Origin of the sequence: Corynebacterium pseudopelargi (assembly GCF_003814005.1) — a bacterium.
GTDB lineage: Bacteria > Actinomycetota > Actinomycetes > Mycobacteriales > Mycobacteriaceae > Corynebacterium > Corynebacterium pseudopelargi.
Window position 1 is genome coordinate 25,559 of record NZ_CP033898.1, and the last position, 22,623, is coordinate 48,181.

General features: G+C 58.5%; 20 protein-coding genes, 1 tRNA gene and 2 pseudogenes. 8 read left to right on the plus strand and 15 right to left on the minus strand.

The features are described 5' to 3' along the window. Window positions 1-100: 100 nt before the first annotated feature. The 6 genes and pseudogenes from CPPEL_RS00140 to CPPEL_RS00165 all read right to left on the minus strand — a co-directional run. Window positions 101-1,118 (minus strand): annotated as a pseudogene (locus CPPEL_RS00140) (serine/threonine-protein kinase); the annotation flags it as partial. Continuing rightward, window positions 1,119-2,561 carry a penicillin-binding transpeptidase domain-containing protein gene (locus CPPEL_RS00145; protein WP_123958988.1) on the minus strand — a complete coding sequence of 481 codons (1,443 nt, stop codon included), beginning with the start codon at window positions 2,559-2,561 and terminating at the stop codon, window positions 1,119-1,121. It lies immediately after the preceding pseudogene. Further along, window positions 2,558-3,877, minus strand: coding sequence for an FtsW/RodA/SpoVE family cell cycle protein (locus tag CPPEL_RS00150; RefSeq protein WP_123958990.1), 1,320 nt, complete (start codon window positions 3,875-3,877; stop codon window positions 2,558-2,560). The genes CPPEL_RS00145 and CPPEL_RS00150 overlap by 4 nt, the downstream gene beginning before the upstream one ends. Then, window positions 3,874-5,328, minus strand: coding sequence for a PP2C family protein-serine/threonine phosphatase (locus CPPEL_RS00155; protein WP_123958992.1), 1,455 nt, complete (start codon window positions 5,326-5,328; stop codon window positions 3,874-3,876). Before CPPEL_RS00155 ends, CPPEL_RS00150 begins: the two co-directional genes overlap by 4 nt. Beyond that, window positions 5,328-5,801, minus strand: coding sequence for an FHA domain-containing protein FhaB/FipA (locus tag CPPEL_RS00160; protein ID WP_123958994.1), 474 nt, complete (start codon window positions 5,799-5,801; stop codon window positions 5,328-5,330). The genes CPPEL_RS00155 and CPPEL_RS00160 overlap by 1 nt, the downstream gene beginning before the upstream one ends. A gap of 41 nt (window positions 5,802-5,842) precedes the next feature. Beyond that, window positions 5,843-6,691 (minus strand): FHA domain-containing protein, encoded by an 849-nt coding sequence (locus CPPEL_RS00165; protein ID WP_123958996.1) that lies wholly within the window; start codon window positions 6,689-6,691, stop codon window positions 5,843-5,845. 417 nt (window positions 6,692-7,108) lie between these two features. On the opposite strand from CPPEL_RS00165, the gene CPPEL_RS00170 reads away from it, so the two are divergent. Together CPPEL_RS00170 and CPPEL_RS11355 are read left to right on the plus strand one after the other, a co-directional pair. Next, window positions 7,109-7,193 (plus strand) — tRNA-Leu (locus tag CPPEL_RS00170). 59 nt (window positions 7,194-7,252) lie between these two features. Continuing rightward, window positions 7,253-8,488: an MFS transporter gene (locus CPPEL_RS11355; protein ID WP_123958998.1), complete on the plus strand. Its 1,236-nt coding sequence runs from the start codon at window positions 7,253-7,255 to the stop codon at window positions 8,486-8,488. 34 nt (window positions 8,489-8,522) lie between these two features. Here CPPEL_RS11355 and CPPEL_RS00180 read toward each other — a convergent pair. The 7 genes and pseudogenes from CPPEL_RS00180 to CPPEL_RS00210 form a co-directional block, all read right to left on the minus strand. Next, window positions 8,523-10,169: pseudogene (locus tag CPPEL_RS00180) on the minus strand (ABC transporter permease subunit); the annotation flags it as partial. Continuing rightward, window positions 10,169-11,659, minus strand: coding sequence for an ABC transporter substrate-binding protein (locus CPPEL_RS00185; RefSeq protein ID WP_123959002.1), 1,491 nt, complete (start codon window positions 11,657-11,659; stop codon window positions 10,169-10,171). The pseudogene CPPEL_RS00180 and the gene CPPEL_RS00185, both read right to left, overlap by 1 nt. A 9-nt stretch (window positions 11,660-11,668) precedes the next feature. Further along, complete coding sequence (locus CPPEL_RS00190; protein WP_123959004.1) at window positions 11,669-12,397, minus strand: ABC transporter ATP-binding protein; 729 nt, start codon at window positions 12,395-12,397, stop codon at window positions 11,669-11,671. Beyond that, window positions 12,385-13,020 (minus strand): ATP-binding cassette domain-containing protein, encoded by a 636-nt coding sequence (locus tag CPPEL_RS00195; RefSeq protein ID WP_164470328.1) that lies wholly within the window; start codon window positions 13,018-13,020, stop codon window positions 12,385-12,387. Before CPPEL_RS00195 ends, CPPEL_RS00190 begins: the two co-directional genes overlap by 13 nt. A 61-nt stretch (window positions 13,021-13,081) precedes the next feature. Then, window positions 13,082-13,735 (minus strand): ABC transporter permease, encoded by a 654-nt coding sequence (locus CPPEL_RS00200; RefSeq protein ID WP_123959008.1) that lies wholly within the window; start codon window positions 13,733-13,735, stop codon window positions 13,082-13,084. Continuing rightward, window positions 13,732-14,367: an ABC transporter permease gene (locus tag CPPEL_RS00205; protein WP_123959010.1), complete on the minus strand. Its 636-nt coding sequence runs from the start codon at window positions 14,365-14,367 to the stop codon at window positions 13,732-13,734. The genes CPPEL_RS00200 and CPPEL_RS00205 overlap by 4 nt, the downstream gene beginning before the upstream one ends. Next, entirely contained in the window at window positions 14,364-15,170 is an 807-nt protein-coding gene (locus CPPEL_RS00210; RefSeq protein WP_123959011.1) for an ABC transporter ATP-binding protein, read from the minus strand. Before CPPEL_RS00210 ends, CPPEL_RS00205 begins: the two co-directional genes overlap by 4 nt. Before the next feature lie 129 nt (window positions 15,171-15,299). Here CPPEL_RS00210 and CPPEL_RS00215 point away from each other — a divergent pair, with 129 nt between their 5' ends. Together CPPEL_RS00215 and CPPEL_RS00220 are read left to right on the plus strand one after the other, a co-directional pair. Continuing rightward, window positions 15,300-16,505, plus strand: a complete 1,206-nt coding sequence (locus CPPEL_RS00215; protein WP_123959013.1) for an MFS transporter — start codon at window positions 15,300-15,302, stop codon at window positions 16,503-16,505. Next, window positions 16,502-17,029 carry an aspartate/tyrosine/aromatic aminotransferase gene (locus tag CPPEL_RS00220; RefSeq protein ID WP_123959015.1) on the plus strand — a complete coding sequence of 176 codons (528 nt, stop codon included), beginning with the start codon at window positions 16,502-16,504 and terminating at the stop codon, window positions 17,027-17,029. Before CPPEL_RS00215 ends, CPPEL_RS00220 begins: the two co-directional genes overlap by 4 nt. Here CPPEL_RS00220 and CPPEL_RS00225 read toward each other — a convergent pair. Then, window positions 16,987-18,309: a M20/M25/M40 family metallo-hydrolase gene (locus CPPEL_RS00225; RefSeq protein WP_123959017.1), complete on the minus strand. Its 1,323-nt coding sequence runs from the start codon at window positions 18,307-18,309 to the stop codon at window positions 16,987-16,989. The genes CPPEL_RS00220 and CPPEL_RS00225 overlap by 43 nt on opposite strands. 100 nt (window positions 18,310-18,409) lie before the next feature. Between CPPEL_RS00225 and bioB the strand changes: the two genes are divergently transcribed. From bioB to CPPEL_RS00245, 4 genes are all read left to right on the plus strand, one after another. After that, window positions 18,410-19,408 (plus strand): biotin synthase BioB, encoded by a 999-nt coding sequence (bioB, locus tag CPPEL_RS00230; RefSeq protein WP_123959019.1) that lies wholly within the window; start codon window positions 18,410-18,412, stop codon window positions 19,406-19,408. Then, window positions 19,408-19,662, plus strand: a complete 255-nt coding sequence (bsaP, locus tag CPPEL_RS00235) for a biotin synthase auxiliary protein BsaP (protein ID WP_123959021.1) — start codon at window positions 19,408-19,410, stop codon at window positions 19,660-19,662. The genes bioB and bsaP overlap by 1 nt, the downstream gene beginning before the upstream one ends. A 202-nt stretch (window positions 19,663-19,864) precedes the next feature. Beyond that, window positions 19,865-21,277, plus strand: coding sequence for a cell wall-binding repeat-containing protein (locus CPPEL_RS00240; RefSeq protein ID WP_123959023.1), 1,413 nt, complete (start codon window positions 19,865-19,867; stop codon window positions 21,275-21,277). Then, complete coding sequence (locus CPPEL_RS00245; protein ID WP_123959025.1) at window positions 21,234-21,791, plus strand: methylated-DNA--[protein]-cysteine S-methyltransferase; 558 nt, start codon at window positions 21,234-21,236, stop codon at window positions 21,789-21,791. The genes CPPEL_RS00240 and CPPEL_RS00245 overlap by 44 nt, the downstream gene beginning before the upstream one ends. Here CPPEL_RS00245 and thiD read toward each other — a convergent pair. Further along, window positions 21,788-22,621, minus strand: a complete 834-nt coding sequence (gene thiD, locus CPPEL_RS00250) for a bifunctional hydroxymethylpyrimidine kinase/phosphomethylpyrimidine kinase (protein WP_123959027.1) — start codon at window positions 22,619-22,621, stop codon at window positions 21,788-21,790. The genes CPPEL_RS00245 and thiD overlap by 4 nt on opposite strands. Window positions 22,622-22,623: the final 2 nt, after the last annotated feature.

The window sequence follows — 22,623 nt, forward strand, 5'->3', positions numbered from 1 at the left end:
GAATCAAACATGCCCTGGGAAGCAGCCCACACCACGCCACCAACGATCGCGGTAAGCAGCAGCACAAGCATCACCGCCGGGGCAGAAGATTTCCGCGGAGCAGGCGCAGGCGCCGGGGCCGCGTAGCGACCCTGCATAGGCACCCTTTGCTGCGGTGGCACATGCGCTGGCACCACCGTGGTGGGTTGAGCTACCTGGCCAAGCATCTGCGTGGATGCGGTACGAGGCGGCTGCGGGGCCACACGCTGCAATTGCACCGATTTTGGCTGCGGTGGGCGCTTGCCCATGCGCACCGCGGAAATAGCGAGGGCAAATTCATTGCCATCGGCAAAACGCTGGGTTGGATCCTTACGCAAAGCAATGCCGATGAGCTCTCGGGCCTGGGCCGAGACCGTGGTGGGCAAAGCAGGAGGAGCTTGGTTGATATGGGCAATCGCCACCGATACGGAAGTATCCCCGCTAAAAGGCCGGTGCCCTGCCAACATCTCGTAACCGACCACGCCAAGGGAATACACATCCGTAGCGGCGCTGACGTCGCGGCCTTGGGCCTGTTCGGGGGAAACATATTGCGCGGTGCCAACCACCATGCCGGTGCGGGTCAAAGGAACAGCCTCGGCGGCCTTAGCAATGCCGAAGTCGGTGATCTTGACCTGGCCAGACTCGGTGATGAGCAGATTGCCGGGCTTAATATCGCGGTGTACCAAACCCATACGGTGAATGATGGAAAGGCCATGGGCTGCCTGCTCTAACACATCGAGGGCGAGGCGCTCATCTAAGCTGCCCTTCCTGCTGAGCATATCCGCCAAAGATTCACCACGGACATACTCCATGACGATGCAGCATAAGGTGCGCCCGGAATCATCGGTGGTTTCGCGATAATCATAGGTTTCTACCACGTTGGCAGAGTGGATATTTTCGCTGGCCAACGCCTCGTTGCGGAAGCGCGAGAGGAATTCATTGTTATCTGAAAACTCGGGCCTTAATACCTTGATGGCCACCTCGCGTTGGCGGCGTAGGTCGTCGGCAAGCCAAACGGTAGACATGCCACCTTGGCCAACGACCCACTGCAGGCGATAGTCATCGCCCAACATCTGCTGAAGTGCTTGATCAGTTGCCATTTATGCTGCTCCCTGTGCCGCTTGGATCACCGCACGGCCGATCGGGGCGGCCACGGAACCGCCAGTTGCTGCCTGGCCACGATCACCGCCATTTTTAACCACCACAGCCACGGCCACATCAGAGTCCGGGGCAAAGGCAATGTACCAAGCGTGGGGGTTGGAATTACGAGAATCCTCGCCATGCTCGGCAGTACCGGTCTTGGAGGCAATATTTTGCCCCGCATACCCGGCGGTGTGCTGCTCAGATAGACGCATCAAATCAGTCAGCGTTGCAGCCTCCTGCTCTGTGAGCGCCTGATTCAGTTCCTGGGGCTTGACCTCAGTAACGGTGTGCAAATCGCGGGTGACCACCTTCGACACCACATGCGGAGCCATGCGCTTACCGCCATTAGCCACGGTGGCGGCAATCACGGCATTTTCCAACACCGACATCGCTACGTCGCGCTGGCCAATAGAAGACTGCCCAAGGGCTGCATCATCGGGCAGCTCACCAATGGTGCCGGCAGCCATAGGCAAACCCAAGTCATAGGTATCGCCCACACCAAAGGAGGCCGCAGCCTCGCGGAAATTATCGGCACCAGCATCAATACCCATCTGCACAAATGCCGTATTGCAGGAGTACTGGAAGGCCGTAGCCAAGCTCACCGTCTGCTGGCCCGCACAGGTTTGGCCATCGTAGTTTTCCAAGGTGGTGTTGGTATTAGGCAAGGTAATATTCGGCGCCCCCGTCAATTGAGAATCAGGGGTATAACCTGCGCGCAGACCAGACAAAGTGGTGACCACCTTGAAGGTGGAACCGGGAGGCAAAGTCTCTTGGGTTGCGTGATTAAGCAGCGGATCGCCGTCATTAGCGTTGTAGTTTTCCCAAGCAGATTCCGCGGTATTGGGATCTACGATCTCTTGGGGGTTAAAGCTCGGGGTAGAAGCCATGCTGAGGATCTCGCCGGTAGATGGACGAATAGCCACCACAGCACCCTCGTAGCCGGCATTGGCCAATTGGTTATAGGCCACCTCTTGCACCTGCGGCTTCAAGGTCAGCTCCACATTGGCGCCTGCCTTCTGCTTGCCCAAAAGATCATCCCAGATACCACTGATGCTCAAAGAAGGATCAGTGCCACTGAGCATGCTGTTATAGCTGGCCTCGATGCCTGCTGCACCATAAAGATCAGAGATATAGCCCTCCACCGGGCCATAGGCCATGGGGTTGGCCACATAGCGGCGCTGATACAGCCCATCGGCATCTTGATAAGACTCCGCAAGGATCTGACCATCGGCGGAGATCTGACCACGGGGCTGCTGCTTCATCTCGATGAACCCACGTCGGTTCAGGGGATTTTCCGCGTACTTTTCGCGGCTAAAGGCCTGGATGATGGTGAGGTTAATCAGCAGCACCAAGATCAGCAGCAGCGCGAACACACTGGTAAAGCGAATTGAACGGTTCATCGGCTTGCCTCCACACCTGCTTGGTCATTGGAATAGCTGGAATCGGAGATTCTTAAAATCAAGCCCAAAAGAATGTAGTTTGCCATCAAACTCGAACCACCCTGAGACATAAACGGCGTGGTCAAGCCAGTCATCGGCATCAAGGCAGTAATGCCAGCCACCACCACAAATACCTGGATGGCGATGGTGAAGGACAGCCCGGCGGCCACCAATTTGCCATAGGAATCGCGCGAGCGAAGCGCCGTGCGCAAACCGCGGGTGACAAAAATGCCAAAGAGCACAATCACAGCCGAAAGGCCGATGAGGCCGAGTTCCTCACCAACCACCGCGAGGATGAAGTCGCTTTCTGCCACCGGGATCAGCTCTGGGTGGCCCTTGCCCAAGCCGGTGCCGGCAATGCCGCCGGAGGAGAGGCCAAAGAGCGACTGTGAGAGCTGATAGCCCGTGGTGTCGTAGTGGGAGACAGGGTCGATGAAGTTTTGTACGCGGGCCTGGATCTTATCGGAGATCTGATACACCGCCGTGCCACCGAGGGCCACCAGTACTGCACCAATGAGCAACCAGGAAACGCGACCGGTAGCGAGGTAGAGCATGGCCAGCACCGTGGCAAACAGCAGCAGCGCCGGGCCGAAGTCGTTTTCGCCGGCCATGATCAAAATGGCCACGGCCCACACCGCAAGGATCGGGCCAAGATCGCGCAGGCGCGGGAATTCAAGGCCAAGGATGCGGTAGCCGGCAACATTGAATAAGGCGCGCTTATTTACCAGGAGCTGTGCAAAAAAGAGCAGCAGCAAAATCTTGGAAAACTCACCAGGCTGCACCGAGAAGGGGCCAATAGAGATCCAGATATTTGCATCAGCATTCATCTCTGTTGGCCACACCAGCGGAAGCGCAAGCAGAATCAAGCCAAGCAGACCCAAAATATAGGAATAGCGACTCAGGCTGCGGTGATCGCGAACAATCACCAGCACCGCCACCATCAAAGCCACGCCAATGAGCGTCCAGATCACCTGCTTGCTGGCCAGGTTACGATCTTTTGCCAAATCAAGGCGATAGACCATGGCAAGGCCAAGGCCGTTGAGCACAGAGGCCACCGGCAGCATCACCTGATCGGCATGGGGTGCGGTAAAGCATAAGGCCAAGTGGGCGATGGTGAAGACGACGATAAAGCCGCCGATCACCCAGAACACCTCGGAATTTACCCCGGCACCCTGGGCAATGTTGAGGTTAATCACCGTCACGGCCATAAGCACCGCTGCGAGCAGCAGCAGGGCGAATTCGGTACGTCGTGCGGCTAAGCGTTGAGTGAAACTCATTTGCTCACCTGCCTGCAGTTTTCACCGGGAGTGTTGAGATCTTCCGGTGAGCTGGAAGCACGAGGGGTACTCGTTGCGGTGCTGCTGGGAGTAGCGCTCGGCTTGGCACTGGTTTTGGTGCTGGAGGCCTCGCGGGTCACGCACACCGGCAACGCCTCTTTGGCCAGGCGCTGGGTTTGCTCTAGTACCTCGTCATAAGAACCACCCTCTGAAGAATCCACCGAGGAGCGGGCAGATTCCTTCAGATCATCCACCTTGAAGGGGTTGCAGGGTTCTTCTGCATCGCTGGCAATCAACGTCAGTTCGCTATCTTCGCTCAAACACGCGCGCTGATATTCCTTGTGCAGGTCCTTGCCAAAGACGCTGAAATCTACGCCGTGCTCGATCACGATCTGGCCATCACGGGTGGCCACATAGTAGCGCTGCTCAATGGTCTTGGTAGCCCACCAGCCACCAATGATGAGTGCGCCAAGGACCACCAAAATGCCAAGCACGCCCAGCAGTTTCTTGGTTTTTGCCGGCTGCGCAATTGAGTCGGGTGGATTGGAAGCCTGGTTGGAAGGATGTGGCTCAATCACCTGCGGTTCGCGCCCCGTGGAGGCGTCTTTGGCACCGGGGTTGTGCTGCGATAAGGCAATGGCCGCGCGGCCTGCTGCGGTATCGGGGTTGGGCTGATCAAAGGTGCTGCCCAACAGCGCACCCACGGTGGCGGGTTTGGTGGGCAGGGGAGTCGCAGGATCGTCGCCTTCGACGATGTCGGCTACGACCACGGTGACGTTATCCGGGCCGCCAGAACGAAGCGCGAGATCTACTAGGCGGCGTGCGGCCTCTGCTGGCGAGCCCTGTGCGAGTTCTTGTTCGATGGTGGAGTGGGTAACTGGATCGGAAAGCCCATCGGAGCACAGCAGGTAGCGATCGCCCAGTTGCGCGTCGATGCTTCGCAGTGTGGGCTCTACGGGCCTGCCGGTGTAGGCCTTGAGAATCATCGAACGCTGCGGGTGAGTAGAAATATCACCCGGATCCAACTCGCCCTTATCTACCAACGATTGCACATAGGTGTCGTCGATGGTGATTTGTTCTAATTGGCCATCGCGGAGGCGATAACCGCGAGAATCGCCAACATGGCACAGTGCCAATTCGCTGCCATTGAACATCAGGGCAGTCAAGGTGGTGCCCATGCCATCAGTTTCTGGAACCTCGCGCACGCCCTGGGCAATGGCGTGGTTGGCATCATCTGCCCCGGAAGCAAGCAGCGCGAGCATGTCATTATCGCCGGGGTCTGCATCGAGCGGCTCGAGGTGGCGAATCATGATCTGCGATGCCACTTCGCCTGCGGCGTGGCCACCCATGCCGTCGGCAAGCGCAAGAAGGTGCGGGCCTGCGTAGGCGGAGTCTTCGTTATTGCCTCGGACCAATCCACGATCGGAGGCGGCGGCGTAGTTGAGTTTCATTAGCCGTTCAACCTTATTGTCGTGCGTCCAATTTTGATGTCGCTGCCTACCGATACCTTCTCGGGCTGGTCAATGCGGTAACCCCCGGCATAGGTGCCGTTGCGCGAATCGAGATCCTCAATAAACCACTCACTGCCGCGCTTGAGCAGGCGAGCATGGCGTGACGATGCGTAGTCGTCGCTGAGCACAAAATCGCAATCTTGGGAGCGGCCAATAATGATCTCTGATTGCTGGCCAAGTGCCAGGCTGGAACCGAGCAGCGGGCCATCCACGATGGCGATTTTTCTTGGCATAGCGCCGCGTTTTGGCGCTGGCGCCGGCGGAGCTTGGGTGTATTGCACGGGCACGCCGGGCATGCCTTGGGCGGCCGCGGCTTTGGTGTCGCGGCGGAGGGTGTTCAACGCAAAGAGGATGAACAGCCACAGCAGTGCTAGCAGCGCAATGCGCAATACAAGCAAAATCACGGAATCCAAGGGGGATGCTCCTAGTTCGGTTCCAGGTGTTGAAAGTCGGCTTAGCGCTGGGAGTCGACGATACGTACTTCGATGTGCGAATGACCCACGGTGATCACGTCGCCGTCGGCAAGCAACCAATTTTCCACTGGCGTGCCATTGACGGTGGTGCCATTGGTGCTGTGCAAATCGGTCAGCACCGCATCTTGACCATTCCATTCGATCTCGGCGTGCTGGCGCGATACTCCCGTATCAGGCAGGCGCAGATCAGCATCATTGGAGCGGCCAATGATATTTGATCCGATGCGCACGAGATAGGTACGCGAGGACCCATCCTGCAACAGCAGGGTCATGCTCAACCCTGTCTCTGAAGTTTCGGGCTCACCCACTGGCACGTTGGGGTCGTGCTCGGGGGCTGCGGACATGTACTGGGTGCTGGGCTGTTGATTCATGCTGTCCACGGAAGCCTCGCTTTCTGGTTGGGGTGCTTCTTCGCGTTGGGTTGGTTGTTGGATAAAGCCCATCTGGCCACCGGGTCCGGTGGCGGTAGCGGCATGCAGTTGCCCGGTGCGAAGCCCGCGGACAGATACCACTGCCACGGTGATCGGGCCTGCTGCCTGCCAGCCTTGGTTTCTGTAATAACGTGCGAGTTGGTCAGCAAAGTTTTGGGGCAGACGCGGGTGTTCTGCCTGGAGGTTGGCAAAATCTTTGGCACTGACTTCCACGCGGAATTCATTGGGTGCCTCGATGGTGCCTTCGTAGGTATGAACCGTATTGTCTTCTGCTTCTTGTTTGAGCAGCTCTTCAATTTCGGCTGGTACAACGCGCCCGCCAAATACGAAGGCGAAGCTATTGTCCAAACCGCGTTGCATCGCGCTATCGAGCTTGGCGATCTTGCCCATTAGTGACACAGCGTTCGCCTCCTTTTGCGTCGTTGTCTGTACTCATACTGCTCGTTTGCGGCAATCCCATGTGCCTTTGCAAGCACGCAGCGCATCACCACAGGTGTGTGGCACCCTTGCAAGTAACCGTGAGGCTACAGTGCAGCTACGGTGCAACCCCACTGCAACTACAGTGCAACCACAGGGCGGTCGCAGTGCAGCTACGGTGCAGCTACGGCGCAGCCACAGTCAAGCAAAGGTGAAGCCATAGCGAAGCTATAGCGAAGCTATAGCCAAGCCACGGTCAAGCCCTAGTATAGAGTCCAAACGCATTTTCGCCCTATTGTCCTCTGGCGCTTGTTCAACATTTTTGGCCTTTGAGCTGGATTATTGGTGGATTCTGCCGGTGACGTGTTAGGTTATTCCAGTCGCAATAATGCATCACCTGCCCAGGTGGCGGAATTGGCAGACGCGCTGGCTTCAGGTGCCAGTGTCCTTTACGGACGTGGGGGTTCAAGTCCCCCCCTGGGCACAGATAACCGCAACCGAGAAGGTTGCGGTTTTTCCTTTATCTTCTCTAGTCTGTTTGCAATGAATGTCATTTGGAAGGGTTTGAGTACCCAGGCGAAGCTCTTATTGTGGACCCAATTCGCCTTCAATGTTGGCTTCTACTTAGTCGTTCCCTTCCTCGCCATCTATATGGCAGACACCCTCGGCATTGCAGGTGCCACCATCGGTGTCATCCTCGGGCTGCGCACCTTTAGCCAACAAGGCCTTTTTGTGCTCGGCGGGATCTTAAGTGATCGCTTCGGCCTCAAACCGGTGTTGCTCAGCGGTATTGCCATCCGGGTGCTCGGCTTCCTTATTGCCGCCAAAGCCCAATCGGTGATGGGTCTTGGTCTTGGCGTGGTGCTCATTGGCGTGGCAGCGGCCCTATTTTCACCAGCGGTAGAAGCAAGGCTGGGTGGTTTAACGGCCAAAGAACGTGGTGGCAAATCTACCCAGGATGTCTTTGCCGCCAACGCCACCTTCCTTCACGCGGGTTCGCTGATTGGCCCGGCCTTCGGCGCGCTGTTGATTCCCCTTGGCTTCGAGGTGGTGTGCCTTGTTGCCGCCGGCATCTTCGTGCTCCTATTTTTCTGCCACCTGCGTTGGACTACTCAGCCAAAGCCGCAGCTTGCGCCGGAGACCATTGTTGATACTTCGAGCCTTTCGGGTCTTGGCACGGCCTTGCGCCACCGCGCCTTTATGGTCTTTGCGCTGCTGGTTTGTGCCACCCAGGTGTCCTATCACCTGCAATATATTGCTCTTCCTGCCTGGCTTCAGCACGCCGATCTGAACCAAAGCTTGGTGGGCTGGCTTTTTGCTGGAGTAAGCATTTATGTGGTGGCAGGCCAGATGCGCTTTTCGGCGTGGTCGGAATCGCGCGGTGCCGCCTTGATGCTCCCGCTTGCCATGCTGATCCAGGCTTGTGCCTGGGCGGCGATGGCGGTGTTTGCCCTTGCTGGCGCGCACTCAATATGGCCGCTGGTTGCCTTCTTGGTGGTGCTGCATGCCGGCCAGATGCTCATTGCCCCGATGGTGCGCTCCATCGTGGTCATGCTGGCCCCGACGCGGCTTCTGGGCACCTACTACGGTTTGCTAAATACCCTCGGTGGCATCGCCGTACTGGCATCTACTTCCTTCTACGGCAAGCTTATCGACGTATCCTTCCCCAGCGCTTGGCTGTTTGCCGCAATCTTGCTAGGCCTTTCTGCTTTTGGCCTTTGGTATTTCCGTGGCGTGTATTTGCAGGAGGCAGAGCAGCAAAACCCTGAGCACTCATAGAAAGCAGCATCAAAGCGAAGGTGGGGGCCAGGGCAATCCAAGGGGCTTGTTCCACATAGGGCAAGCCCTCTGCCAGCATTGCGCCCCACTCGGGGGTTGGTTGCTGCGGTCCCATGCCCAAAAAGCCCAGGCTGGCTAGTGCTAAGGCCTTGCCTGGCAGGCGAAGGAAGCTGTGGCGCAGTAGCGGGCCTGCGATCTCTGGAAGCAAAAAGCGCAGGTAGGTGCTGGCCCGTGATTCGCCAAGGGTGGGCAGCATGGCGATGTAGGGTTGCAGCTTGGCTTCGCGCAATAGATCGCGCGCATGGGCAGCCAGGGGTGCCCAGGATGCCAGTGCCACGGCAATGGCTGCGCTCATCATGGAAGGCCCTGCTACACCTGCCACGAGCAGGCCTGCTAGAACAGGGGAGGTGGCGTTGGTGACGTCGACAAGCCCTGCGCTCCAACGCGGCATCACACTGGCAAGCAAGGCCAGCAAAATACACAGCAGGGTCACCGCGATGGCAAAGCTCAACGTCAAGGCAGCACCATAGGCCAAACGAGCCAACACGTCTCTACCTGCGGCATCGCTGCCAAGGGGCAAGGCCAGGCTCGGTGGCTCAAAGCGCGGATGATCCAGGCTATAAGGATTACGGCCCAAACCAAGCGCTACGCACAGCACCACCGGAACGATGGTGATGATGGGCAACGCCAGATCACGCGAACGCCGCGGCGCCTCAGGGGCAGCCACCGGCACATTGCTTTTGGCGGCAGCACCGAGCAGTAGGCGATGGATACCTTGGGCTGCGATGCCCACCAGTGCCGCGAAACCGAAAAGCAGCAGCACACCTGCCTGCAGCAATGGGATGTCTTGGGCCTTTGAGGCCCCGAGGGTCAGCCTGCCAATGCCGGGGATGGCAAAGATCTCTTCTACCGGCACCGCACCACCGGTCACGGCCACGATCACTAAGGCAATTTGGTGGATCACGGGGGCAAGCGCGCGGCGAAGCACCGCCGCTAACAGCATGGGGCGCGGGGCGCCGGCATCGAACCAACTGCGCACCCAGGGTTCGCGCATGGCGTGCTGGAGAGAATCGGAAAGCAGGCGAGCAATCACACCACCGGCGGGTAAGCCGAGGGCGATTGAGGGCAACACGGCATGGTGCCAGGAGTTAAAACCGAGCGGGGGAAAGATCTTCAGCCAGATGCTAAACACCAAGACCAGCACCACTGCGATAAGAAAGCTTGGAAAGGCGGTCAGCAGGGTAGGCACCGTCAGCGCCGCTTTGCGCGATGTGCCTCGGCTTAAGGCGAGCAGTTGCGGGGCCAAGATCAACACCACCACGATGAAGGCCACCACCATGGCAAAGCCCATCAGGGTCAGTGAAACTAAAAAGGCCGACCATGCCGGGCCTGCCACCGGCGCGCCGGATACCCAACTTTGGCCCATATCGCCGCGCACCAGCCCGGCTAGCCAGTGGCGCAGCAGATGCACAGGGCCTTGATCCAGGTGGAGTTCTTTGCTTACCGCTTCAAGGTTGGCATCGGTGGGGGCAAGCTCTGCATAGCGAGAGCGAAGCACCATCAGCTCAGCTTTTTCTTGGCTGATCCACGGCAGCATTCCCACCAAAACCAACATGCCCACATAGGCGAGCAGGCGTGAGCACCAAGGGATGAGATCGAGGCGCGAGGAGGATCGATGCATTATTTCAGGCGGGTGTTTTTATCAATGAGGTATCGGGCATAGGGGTCAGCTACGACGCCTTCGACCTTATCGCTGCCGATAATCACACTTTCTTCAACCACGGGAATCACGGCGCCGGTATCCAAGATGGCCTGCTCTGCTGCCACAGCGGCCTTTTGGCGCTGCTCGCCGGCATCTAGGGCTTCTGCCTTGGCAATGAGCTCATCTACTTCGGCATTGCAAAGTTGCGCCATGTTGTATTCACCATCGCAGGAGAAATCGGAGGTGAAAAAGCCCACCGGGTCGCCACTATCGAGCAGCACACTGCGCGAGAGCAATACGGCATCGAATTTGCCGTCCAGCGCGTCTTGTTCCAAGTTGGCGTAGGAACGCACCTCTTGTTCCACCTCAAAACCAGCGGCCTCAAGGTCGGCGGCGATGCGCAGGAGCGCTTCGGGTAGCTCCGGGCGATCGGAGTAGGTGGCGATGGTGATCTTCTTTTTGTCCGGGTTGGCAGCCTTTGGCAGTTCTACGGGCTTTTGAAACTGCTTGGCCCAAGGCACAGCACTGCTCAGCAGGCGATCAGTAGGCGGATCTTGATTAAAGAAGACCTCTTGGGCAATGGCCTGCTTATTTAAGGCCTCGGCTGCCTGAGCGCGCAGGGCGGGATCACTAAAGGCGCCGCTGCGGGTGTTGAGCAGGAATTCTGCAATGCGGGGTTGTTGGACGGTGATGAGTTCTTGGGATTCGAGCTGCTTGATTTGAGCCAGCGGAATCGCCTCCACCACATTGGTGTTTTGGGAACGCAGCGCGGCGGTACGGCCATTGCCATCGGGAACGAAGGAGGCCTCAATGCCTTCGGCCTGGACCTCGCCATCCCAGTAGTTTTCGTTGCGCTCCAAGGTGGCGCTGCTATCGGCATTGAGCGAGCGCAGCACAAAGGCGCCGGTGCCGTGCTCGATGGCATCAACGCGCGAGCCATAGGCCTCGGGGGCGAGGATGACTAATTGAGAAGAGCTTAAAAGCTCCGGCATCAGCGGTACGGCCTTATCGGCGCTTACCTGCACAATCTGGGCATCATCTGTGGAAACATCGCGCACTTCCAGCTTGAGCCCATTGATCGGCCTTGGCGCCGGGTTGGCTTTGGCAGCAGCCTGGAGTGCGGTGACCACGGCCGCGGCATTGAGTTCGGAACCATTGTGGAACTTCACGCCATCGCGGATAGTGAATTCCCAGGTGCGGTCGTCGCGCTGCTTCCAGGAGGTGGCCAGCATGGGGGCGATGCTGCCATCGGGTTGCATGGAGGTAAGCGTTTCTGCGCTTTGCCAGCGGGTGAGCATGAAGGCATCGTCGGAGTGCGGAGAGAGCTCGGCTTTTGGCACGCCGGCCATGGCTACGTGGATGCGCTGGGCGCTATCGCCGGAATTTCCGCCCTCGCTAAAGCAGCCCCCGAGCAGAAGGCAGATGCCGCCGAGGGCGCCGATCCGTAGTGCGGGTGTGCGTAGGTGCATGGGTGTCTCCTAGGAATGCAGTTGTGGGGTTGCGCGCAGCAGCTCCTCGAGGATGGGGCTGCCGGATGGGCCTAAAAGGTGATCCCAATCGCCTTCATCGGTGATGTGCCCTGATTCCATCACCACGGCGCGTTGGCATAGTTGCTGCGCGGCCAAGAGATCATGGCTAACGAAAAGGATACCAATATCATTAAGCTCGGAGAGCATCTGCACAGTATCGTCTTTGAGGGCGGGATCGAGGCCGGTCAGGGGTTCGTCGCAAAGCAAAAACTGTGCACCAATAGCAAGAGCGCGGGCGATGGCAACGCGCTGGGCTTGGCCGCCGGAAAGCTCATGGGCCTTGCGGTTGAGCAAGGAGGGGGAAAGATCTACTTGCTGCATGGCCTGCAGGATCCTTTGGCGATGATCACCCGGCACCTTCAATTTGGCCAAAGGGCGGGCTAGTAGTGCCTCTACCTGCAGCCTTGGGCTGAGGCTTCCCGCAGCATCCTGGGGGATAAGTTGGACCATGCGCGCCAAGCTTTTCGACGCACCCCCGCGCACCTCAACCTCGCCAGAATCAAGGGGGATCAGGCCCATCACGGCATGTAAGAGGGTGGTTTTACCGCAGCCGGAACGGCCAAGCAACGCCACTCGTTGCCCAACGCTGAGGCTTAGACAGGCGTTGTGCACGATCAACGTATCGCCTGCGCGCACATCCACCTGCTCGATGCGCAATTCCGGTGTTAGTGATTGCATTGCAACTCCACATACGAGGCCATGGTGCTATCGGCAACGATCTCACCACTACGAATTTCTAAGGCGTGCTCACAAATACTCGCCGCCAGCGCAATATCGTGGCTGATAAACACCAAGGTCTGCGCCTGTTGCAGCGCTGCTACCACCTCAGCTTGAGTAATGGCATCCAAGGCGGTGGTGGATTCATCTGCAATCAGCACCTGGGCCTGGGTTCCAAGCGCCATGGCAATCGCCGCCCTTTGTAATTGGCCTCCAGATAATTCACCCGGATAGGCCTGCATAAAACGCGAGGTGGGCCGAAGCCCGACGCGCTCCAGCAAGTCGTGGGCGCACACAGCACCAAAACTTAATTGCTTGCCAATGCGCACCAAGGGATTTAAAGCCGTGCGGCACTGCTGTTGGATCAGCGTTACCGGCGCGGCTCGCTGAATGCTTCCTTCCACACCGATGGTGGCGGGCAAACGCCCAGCAAGGGCTTGGCTTAGCAGAGATTTACCACTGCCGGAAGGTCCGAGGATGGCAATGGATTCGCCCTGGTCAATATCGACGGTGCCCTGGAGCAGGGTCGTGCTTGGATCTGCCTTTGGGTAGAGGCGAGCATCGAAATGGAGCAGGTGAGACACCGCAGTATTATATGACAAAGAAACTCAATAACACTAGGTGCTTTCAGCGCAGGTGGGGCGGTTAGGCGGTTCTAATTGCGCGGCGCAGCAGGGAGGCTATGCGGCCAAAGAGCAGATCTACTACCCATGCCAACAAGATCACCAGCACCGAACCGGTGAGCATCTCAATATAATCGCGGGTTTTAAGCCCGTGGAAGATCAAACGCCCAAGACCAATATCGGCGGTGTAGGCAGCCAGGGTGGCAGTGGCGATCACCTGCAACGCAGCGTTGCGCACACCTCCCACGATCACCGGGGCGGCAAGGGGTAGCTCGATTCGGCCAATGAGCTGGGCCTCGGTAAAGCCCATCGCCTTCGAACCATCGATGGTGTTGCGATCCACTGCGGCAATCCCGGCATAGGTGCCGGCAAGCACCGAGGGGATGGCCAAAATAACTAAGGCCAGCAGTGGGGCACCGAGCCCAATGCCGAAGATCAGTCCGAAAATGGTAAGCAAACCAAGGGTGGGCAGGGCGCGTGCGGCACCGGAGACGCCACCTACCAGCAGCGAGCCTCGGCCGGTGTGGCCGATGGCGGTGCCAGCAGGAATGGCGATCAGCGAGGCAAGAAGCACTGCTAGAAAAGAAATGCCTAGGTGTTGGAGCATGCGCGCTGCGTATTCGGGCCAGGCGGTGGTATCTGTTAGGGCCGCGAAAAGGTCATCGATCCAGGTCATGCTTTTGCCTCCCAGGGGGCTAACACGCGGCCGATGAGCAGCGTGAGGGCGTCGAAAAGCAAGGCAAGCAGCACCACTAAGACGATGCCGCTGAGCACCTCGACGTAGATGCCGCGCTGGAAGCCATCAGTAAATAGCGTGCCCAGGCTTGGCACACCGATGAGCGCGCCGATGGTGACCAGGCCGATGGTAGAAACGCACACCACGCGAATACCCGAGATCAGCACCGGGATGGCCAGCGGCAAATCAACCTTCCACAGCAACTGTTTTGGGCTTACCCCTTGCGCAAGTGCGGCGGTGCGAACATGGGCGGGTACTGAAGAAAAGGCATCCGTTGCCGTGCGCACCAAAAGGGCAATGCCATAGAGCGCGAGTGCCGTGGTGACGTTGGCGGTAGAGCGAAGCGGAAAGCCGACGATGAAGGGCAAGATCACCAACATGGCCAAAGCCGGCACGGTATAAATCAGTGCCGTACTGGCCACGAGGATGGAGCCAATGCGCTTGGTGCGAGCTGCCAGCATGCCCAGTGGGGTAGCCACGAGCACAGCAATCACGATGGCGGGAACTGCAAGCGCGAGGTGCTGCAAGAGCAGGCTCCACACCTGCGGCCAGGCATGAGAAAGCCAGGTCATTCGATCACCCCGACTGGTTTGCCGGCGCCATCGACTACCACGGTGCGTCCGCCAAGGGTGGTGGTGCGAAGTGTGCGCTGGCTGCTGTTTGCCCCAACGAACTCGGCCACAAACTCATTGGCTGGTTGTGCCAATAGTTCTGCGGGGGTGCCGGCCTGGGCGATGCGCCCGCCTTTTTCTAATACGATCACTTCATCGCCAAGGCGGAAGGCCTCGTCGATATCGTGGGTGACCAGCACGATGGTTTTATGCAGCCTGTCTTGTAATTGCAAGAGTTGGGTTTGTAGCGAGTCGCGAACGATTGGGTCAACGGCACCGAAGGGTTCGTCCATGAGCAAAATATCTGGGTCTGCCGCCAGCGCCCTGGCTACGCCCACTCGTTGTTGCTGCCCGCCGGAAAGTTGGGCGGGGTAGCGCTTATAGAGTTCTTCTCCAAGGCCCACGGCCTCGAGTGCTTGGGTGGCGCGCCGATAGGCTTCTTGTTTGGATTCCTTATTTAATAGCGGCACGGTTTTGGCATTGGCCAGGATGGTTTTATGCGGTAGGAGCCCGCCGGATTGGATGACGTAGCCGATGGAGCGGCGCAGCGCGACTGGATCGGTGCTGGCAATATCTTCGCCGCGCACGGTGATGGTGCCTGCGCTGGGGGTGACCATGCGGTTAATCATGCGCAGGAGGGTGGTTTTGCCGCAGCCGGAGGATCCTACGAGCACGGTAATTTTTCGCTCTGGGAAGCGATAGCTGAAGTCTTCCACGGCACGGGTATGGCCATAGTGCTTGCTCACATGCTGGAATTCGATCACGGCGTGTCCCTTCGAAAGCTCGAACCATAAGCGTAGTGGAATTTGTTGTGTCCGTGCAGGCCACTGTTTGAGAATAAATTGTCTGTTAAAACTAGACAAAGCGGTATGCCTCGTGTTTGGCTATAGCGCATGTCTACTCCAGCAATCGCCGCAAAAGCTTATCGACGCCGCGTGATCGCCACCCTCATGTTCGTCCAAGTCATGGCCGGATTAGGCCACGGCGTGACCTTTTCTATGGGCTCACTATTGATCTCGGAATTGCTGGGCTCTGCCTGGGGAGGCACCGCACTGGCCTTCACCATGGGTGGCGCAGCGCTGTGGGCAGTGCCGCTTGGGCGAGTAGTAGCAAACAAAGGCCGGCGCGCATCCCTGACCTTGGGCTTAAGCCTTGGCATTCTCGGTGCAATCAGCGCCTTAAGTGGCGCACAGCTTGGATTCGCCCCCTTTGTGCTGCTTGGCTTCTTACTCTTAGGCGGCGAGGTAGCCACCAATTACCAGGCACGCTTTGCGGCAGTAGACGTAGCAGTGGGCAAACACCGCGGACGCGACCTCTCGCTGGTGATGTGGGCAACCACCGTCGGTGCTGTTGTAGGCCCACAATTGATCGGGCTTACCGAAGGCATTGGCGCACACTTTGGCCTGGTGCAATTCGCAGGCGCCTACCTTTTGTGCATCACGGTCCAAGCCCTCGGCATTGTGCTGCTGCAATTTGGCCTGCGCCCAGAGCTTCAACCCAGTGATGTGCCACAGCGCCAAAAGATCCGCGTGCGCGATAATGCCCAAGCCAGCTTCGCCATGGCCACCGTTGCAGTATCGCACTTTGCCATGATCGGCATCATGTCCATGACGGCGGTGCACCTGCACCACCACGGCGCAGGCCTTGGGTGGATCGGCGTGGTGATCTCCGGGCACGTGGGCGCCATGTATGCACTAGCGCCGCTGTTTGGCATTCTTTCCGACCGCGCCGGGGCCTCGCGCGCCATCGGCTTGGGTGTGCTGCTCAACGTCACCGCCGCCGCAGTGGTGGTGATCTTTGCCCAAAGCCAGGTGGGCGTATTGATCGGCCTGATCCTGCTGGGCTTTGGTTGGTCTGCCACCTTGGTGGGCGGCTCGGCGCTGTTGGTGCGCGTGACCAAGGCAGAAGAACGCGCAGCCTACCAAGGCCGCAACGACTTGATTATGAATATCTGCGGTGCCAGCGGCGGTATCCTCGCAGGCCCGATCGTGGCCGCCTTCGGCTTACCCATCCTCGCCGGTGCCATGGGCGTGCTGGTGCTTGGCCTTGCACTGCTTGGCCCAGTCTGGGTCAAGGCATCGCTACAGTCGAGGCCATGAGCTTTCATGATCTCCTCATCGATTTGAGCGAGCGCCCCCTTAGGGTGCTTAGATCCATCGAGCAAGCCAACATCAGCCTTGAATGCGCCAATGCGCACCTAGGCGGGCACCCCAACTCCATCGTGTGGCTGTTATGGCACACCGGTAGAGAACTCGATATTCAGCTCGCAGAGCTCAGCGGCTCAGAGCAGATCTGGTTAGAGCAGGATTTCGCAGCACGCACCGGGCTGGGTGCCGAGATGGGCTATGGCCACAGCAGGCAAGAAGCGCTTAGGGTGCAGGTAAGCACCCAAGAACAATTCGATGCATTGCTGCACTATGTGGAATTAGCATTGCGTGCAACCAGAAACTACACCGCGGCATTCAGTGAGCAAGAAGCCGCAAGGATCCTCGAAGCAGATGTCACCTATGGCATCAGGCTGATCTCAATTATCGACGACGCCATCCAGCACCTGGCACAAATCCAATACATTCTGGGGGCTCAAACAGCAGGACCGCAGAATCGCTGCACCACCGCGTCATAGGCGCGGAGGCTTAAATCTAAATCCTCCAAGTGCAGGTATTCATCATGGGAATGTAGCTGCGCATGCACCGCACCAAGGGTGCGCTCGATGGCATGAGCCGCAAAACCATACCCCACCCCACCCGCGCGCCGGGCAAAGCGAAGATCCGAGCCACCGGCGGCGATCGTTGGCACCACCTGCGCGCCGGGGAATAACTCCACCAGCACAGCCTCAAGCACCTCATAGAGGGGATGATCGGTGGGAGAGATCGTGGCCTCCTCACTGATCAGGTGCTCAATTTCTACATCGATGCCTTCTAAGGCCTCATGTAATAGGGCATCGACATCCTCATCGCTTTGACCCGGAAGGGTGCGAATATCCAGCTCCAACCAAGCGTGGCTTGGCAGCACATTAATGGCCTGACCAGCGCGCAGGACTGTTTGGGCGATGCTGAGATGCGAGATGGCATCGCCATAGGCCGCCAATTGCCCAAGCGCCTCATAGCGCTCACCGCGCAGCACCGCCGCTTCGGTGGCGGCATCAAAGCGGAAGGCTTTAACAAAGCCCTGCCATGTTGGATCAGTGCTCACCTGCGGTGCGATAGCGGCAATACGAGCTGCCACCTGGCCAATCTTCACAATCGAAGAATCCTTGTGATACGGCGCCGAACCATGCCCGGCATCCCCATAAACATGGATCCTGCGCTGGGCCGCACCTTTTTCTCCCACATAGACGGTCAGCGCATCGGAGCCATCGGCGGTAGGCAGGTGGGCGCCGCCGGTTTCTGAAAGGCAATGCTGCCAGGAAAAGGCCTCGGGGTGATGCTCTTGTAACCACGCCGCTCCCAGGCCGCCGCGGGCTTCTTCATCTGCCACACCAACAAAGGTCAGCGTGCCGCCAAGGCCGCCTGCACGCGCAGCCTTCCTGGTCACTGCGGCCATGATGGCGGTAATAAAGAGCATGTCTACAGCCCCGCGCCCATAAATCTTGCCTTCGCGGATTTCGGCTGCAAAGGGATCGACGCTCCAACGCCCACGATCTACTGGCACCACATCGGTGTGCCCGAGCAGCGTGAGGGGCTTTGCATCAGGATCGGTGCCGGGGACGCTAAAAGCAATACTCACCCTGCCGGGTGCAGATTCGAAGCGCTGAACCTGTGCACCAGAACCTGCAAAGAAGGCCTCGAGGGTATCGGCATTGCGCACTTCCTGGCCCGAGGGCGCGGTGAGGTCATTCACGCAGGCGTTGCGGATGAGGTCTTGCAGGAGGGCGAGGGTGTCGTCGAAAAGCTCATGGTGCATACCTAGAAGCCTAACCCGAAGCAAAAAGCTAAACACTGTTCAAGTTTCCGACTAGGATGGCCAAGGAGTGTTGAAACAACAGGCGAAAGGTGACACGAGAATGACTGCCGATATCCTAGAACTCGCACGCGAGAAGGTGCTAGAAAAGGGCGAAGGCCTCAGCAAAGAAGAAGTGCTTGAGGTGCTACAGCTTGACGAGTCCCGCATTAATGAACTGCTTGAACTCGCCCACGAAGTACGTCTGAAGTGGTGCGGTGAAGAGGTTGAGGTAGAAGGAATTATCTCGCTCAAGACCGGCGGCTGCCCCGAGGATTGCCACTTCTGCTCGCAGTCTGGCCTGTTCCAATCGCCGGTGCGTTCCGCCTGGCTCGATATTGCCGGCCTGGTAGAAGCTGCCAAGCAGACCCAAAAGTCTGGTGCTACCGAATTCTGCATCGTCGCCGCCGTCAAGGGCCCCGATGAGCGCCTGATGAGCCAGTTGGAAGAGGCCGTGGCCGCCATTAAGTCCGAGGTGGACATTGAGGTTGCTGCCTCGGTGGGCATCTTGACCCAAGAGCAGGTGGATCGCCTGGCAGCAGCAGGTGTGCACCGCTATAACCACAACCTGGAAACGGCTCGTTCTTTCTTCCCCAACGTGGTTACCACCCACTCCTGGGAATCGCGCCGCGATACCCTGCGCATGGTGGCAGAAGCGGGCATGGAAGTGTGCTCGGGTGGCATTTTGGGCATGGGCGAAACCCTGGAACAGCGCGCAGAATTTGCCGCGGATCTGGCAGAGCTCAACCCCACCGAGGTGCCCATGAACTTCCTGGATCCGCGCCCCGGTACGCCTTTTGAAGATAAAGAGCTGATGGAAACTGCCGACGCCCTGCGCGCCATCGGTGCCTTCCGCCTGGCCCTGCCCAAGACGATCCTTCGTTTTGCCGGTGGCCGCGAGCTCACCTTGGGCGATCTTGGTACTGAGCAGGGTCTTCTTGGTGGCATCAACGCCGTGATCGTGGGCAATTACCTCACCACCTTGGGCCGCCCGATGGAAGAGGATCTGGATATGTTGGGCAAGCTGCGCCTTCCCATCAAGGCCTTGAATTCGAGCGTCTAATGGCCCGCGTGAATAATTCCACCGAGTTGCTTGAGGCGCTGCTCGCTGGTGATACCCCGGCGTTTCACCCGAATACCGGCAAGCCTTTCGACGAAGAACAGCGCCTCTCACCATCGGCCCGTGCTGGATTTGAGGCCCCTCGCTTCTGCCAGCTTTGTGGCCGCCGCATGGTGGTGCAGGTGCGCCCCGATGGCTGGGAAGCGCAGTGTTCACGCCACGGCAGCGTTGATTCGGTGTACCTAGGCAAGCGTTAAAACCTTCAAGCCTCAAAGCACATCCATCGCGGTTCCTAGGGATTAGGAGCCGCGATGTTTCACGTGGAACCTCCCACTTGGCCGCCAAAGCACAAACGAATACCCCTTAGTGCAAATGACAGCAGTGTGCACTAAGGGGTATTGATGAAAAAACCTCACTGCCTTGGCACATCGGCACTATTGCTCATATAAGGTGGCAACCATGAAACTTTCACGCGCAATCCTCGCAGCGGCGGCGACCCTCACCCTGGCTGCCTGCAGCAATGGTGCTAGCCCGGACAATGACAACGCCGTGGACTTCAAAGAAACCGAGCGCGTAGCAAGCGCCGACGGCACGCAAGCATCTGCCAAACTCTTTGATAAGAGCAAGAAGGTCTATGTTGCTGGCGATAGCCTTCCGGAGCAGTGGGCAGCAGCAAAGAAGGCAGTAGAAGAAGGCGTGCCCATGCTGCAGGGCGACTCCGATGAGGTGAAAAAGGAGATCGAGCGCCTCGGTGCCGAAGCCGAGCATGTCGATGCCGAGAAGGCTAAGCAAGAAGCTCCCGAAGATCTGAGCAAAGACAATATTGTGCAAAAGATCGTCGAGCTCAAGCCCAAGAAGGAACGCGAAGGCGAGCCGATTCTGATTAACTCCACCACCTCGGTGGCGTCGGCTGCCACAGCGCGTGCCATCGGTGCGCCCATCAACCTGCTCATGGGCAGCGATCCCCGCGAATCCGAATTGGTTATGGAAAACCCCGATACCGATGTGCTTGCCATCGGCCAGGGTTTCGTAGAAGAAGATGACTTCGATACCCGCCTAGAGCTGGCCAATAATGGTGAGCTTCCCGGCGGAGGCGGCCTGGTCTTTCCTGGGCGCCGCATGATCGCCCTCTACGGGCACCCCTCCGGCGGAGCACTCGGTGTGATGGGTGAATACAAACCAGACGATGCCGTAGAGCACGCCAAGGAACTGGTTGCCCAATACCAGCCCATGGAATCGCAGCCGGTGATCCCCGCCTTTGAGATCATTGCCACCGTGGCAGCCGCCGAACCAGGCCCCGATGGGGATTACTCCAATGAGGCCGACCCAGAAGAGCTCATTCCCTACATCGACGCCATCACCGAGGCCGGCGGCTACGCCGTGTTGGACCTGCAATCGGGCCAATCGGACTTCTTAAAGCAAGCCAAGCTCTATGAGGACCTGCTCAAGCGCCCAAATGTCGGCCTTGCACTTGATCCCGAGTGGCGCATTAACCCAGGCGAGGTGCCCATGCAGCGCGTGGGCAATGTGGAAGCAGAAGAGATTAACCAAACCTCCGAGTGGCTTGCCAACTTGGTGCGCGAGAATAATCTGCCCCAAAAGGCCTTGGTGCTGCACCAATTCCAGGTGCAGATGATCCAAAACCGCGATGATCTCAACGTGAGCTACCCAGAATTGGCCTTTGTGCTGCATGCCGACGGCCACGGCACCCCTGAGCAGAAATTTGATACCTGGAATGTGATCCGCCAGGATCTGCAGCCAGAGATCTTCATGGCATGGAAGAACTTCTACGACGAAGACCAGCCCATGTTCACCCCTGAACAGACCTATGAAGACGTCCAACCGCGCCCCTGGTTTGTCTCCTATCAATAACCTCCGCCTAGCTTCGGAGTACCCCGGCTTCAGTGCCGCGAGCCTTCGCACTCCCTGTGGTGATCTGCTCATTGCAGCAGACGATCAGGGGGTGCGCTTTGTGCGTTTTGGCAGCGACTCACCCTTGGCCGCCTGTGTGCATGCGAACCCCTCTGCCACCACCGAGGCGCACCTGCAGGCAGCACTGCAGCAATTGAGGCAGTACTTCCAAGGCGAGCGCCAAGCATTCGATCTGCCCATCGCCATCGACCATGGCACGACGTTTCAGCGCAGCACCTGGCAGGCACTGCGCATGATCGAATACGGCAAGTACTGGACCTATGGCGAAGTAGCCACATATATTGGCAGGCCTCAAGCCACCCGAGCCATCGGTACTGCCTGCGGAGCCAACCCCGTTCCCATCCTTATTCCTTGCCACCGCGTGCTTCCTGCTCATGGGGGCATTGGTGGCTATGCCGGCGGTAGCAGATGGAAACAAGCCCTGCTAGAGCTAGAAGGGTTCAACTGCACTTAGTTGATCTGCAGGTGGTGGAAGTGATCCACCGGGCCATGGCCTTTGCCCACCTGAAGGGCATCGGCGGCCTTCAAGGCACCGTGTAACCACTGCGTTGCCCACTGCACCGCAGCCTCAAGGCTTTCACCTGCACCTAAGCGGGTAGCGATGGCAGAGGATAGAGAACACCCCGTGCCATGCGTATTGCGGGTATGCACCCGCTGATTTTCAATCACATGCACGCTGATGTCGCTGCCATCTTCTGAAGCCTTCAACACCGCATTCAAAGGCTCGCCCGAAAGGTGGCCACCTTTGACTAGCACGCTGCAGCCATAGCGTTGAAGCACCTGGCGGCCTTGCTCAATCGCACCTTCGAGGTCGCTTGCAGGTTCACTGTTGCTCAGTACCGCTAGCTCCGGGATATTGGGGGTAATCAGGCTGGCAAGGGGTAGTAGTTGGCGCAGGGCATCTTCGGCGGCGCTATCTAGGAGGCGGTGGCCGCTGGTGGATACCATCACCGGATCGAGTACGACGGGGCTGCTGGGCTGTTGCTGCAGCCAGGCGTGCACGCAGTTGATTACCTCGCTGGTGCCAAGCATGCCAATTTTGATGGCGTCGATCACCACATCATCGCTAATGGCCTCAAGCTGAGATTGCACCACCTTGATAGGAGGGTAAAACACATCGATCACGCCGAGCGTATTTTGGCTCACGATGGAGGTGATCACCGACATGGCGTAGCCGCCAGCAGCGCTGATGGCTTTGATATCGGCTTGGGCACCGGCGCCACCGGTGGGATCAGTGCCGGCTATGGATACAACGCGCGGTTTGAAGGCAGATCCGGTACTCATGG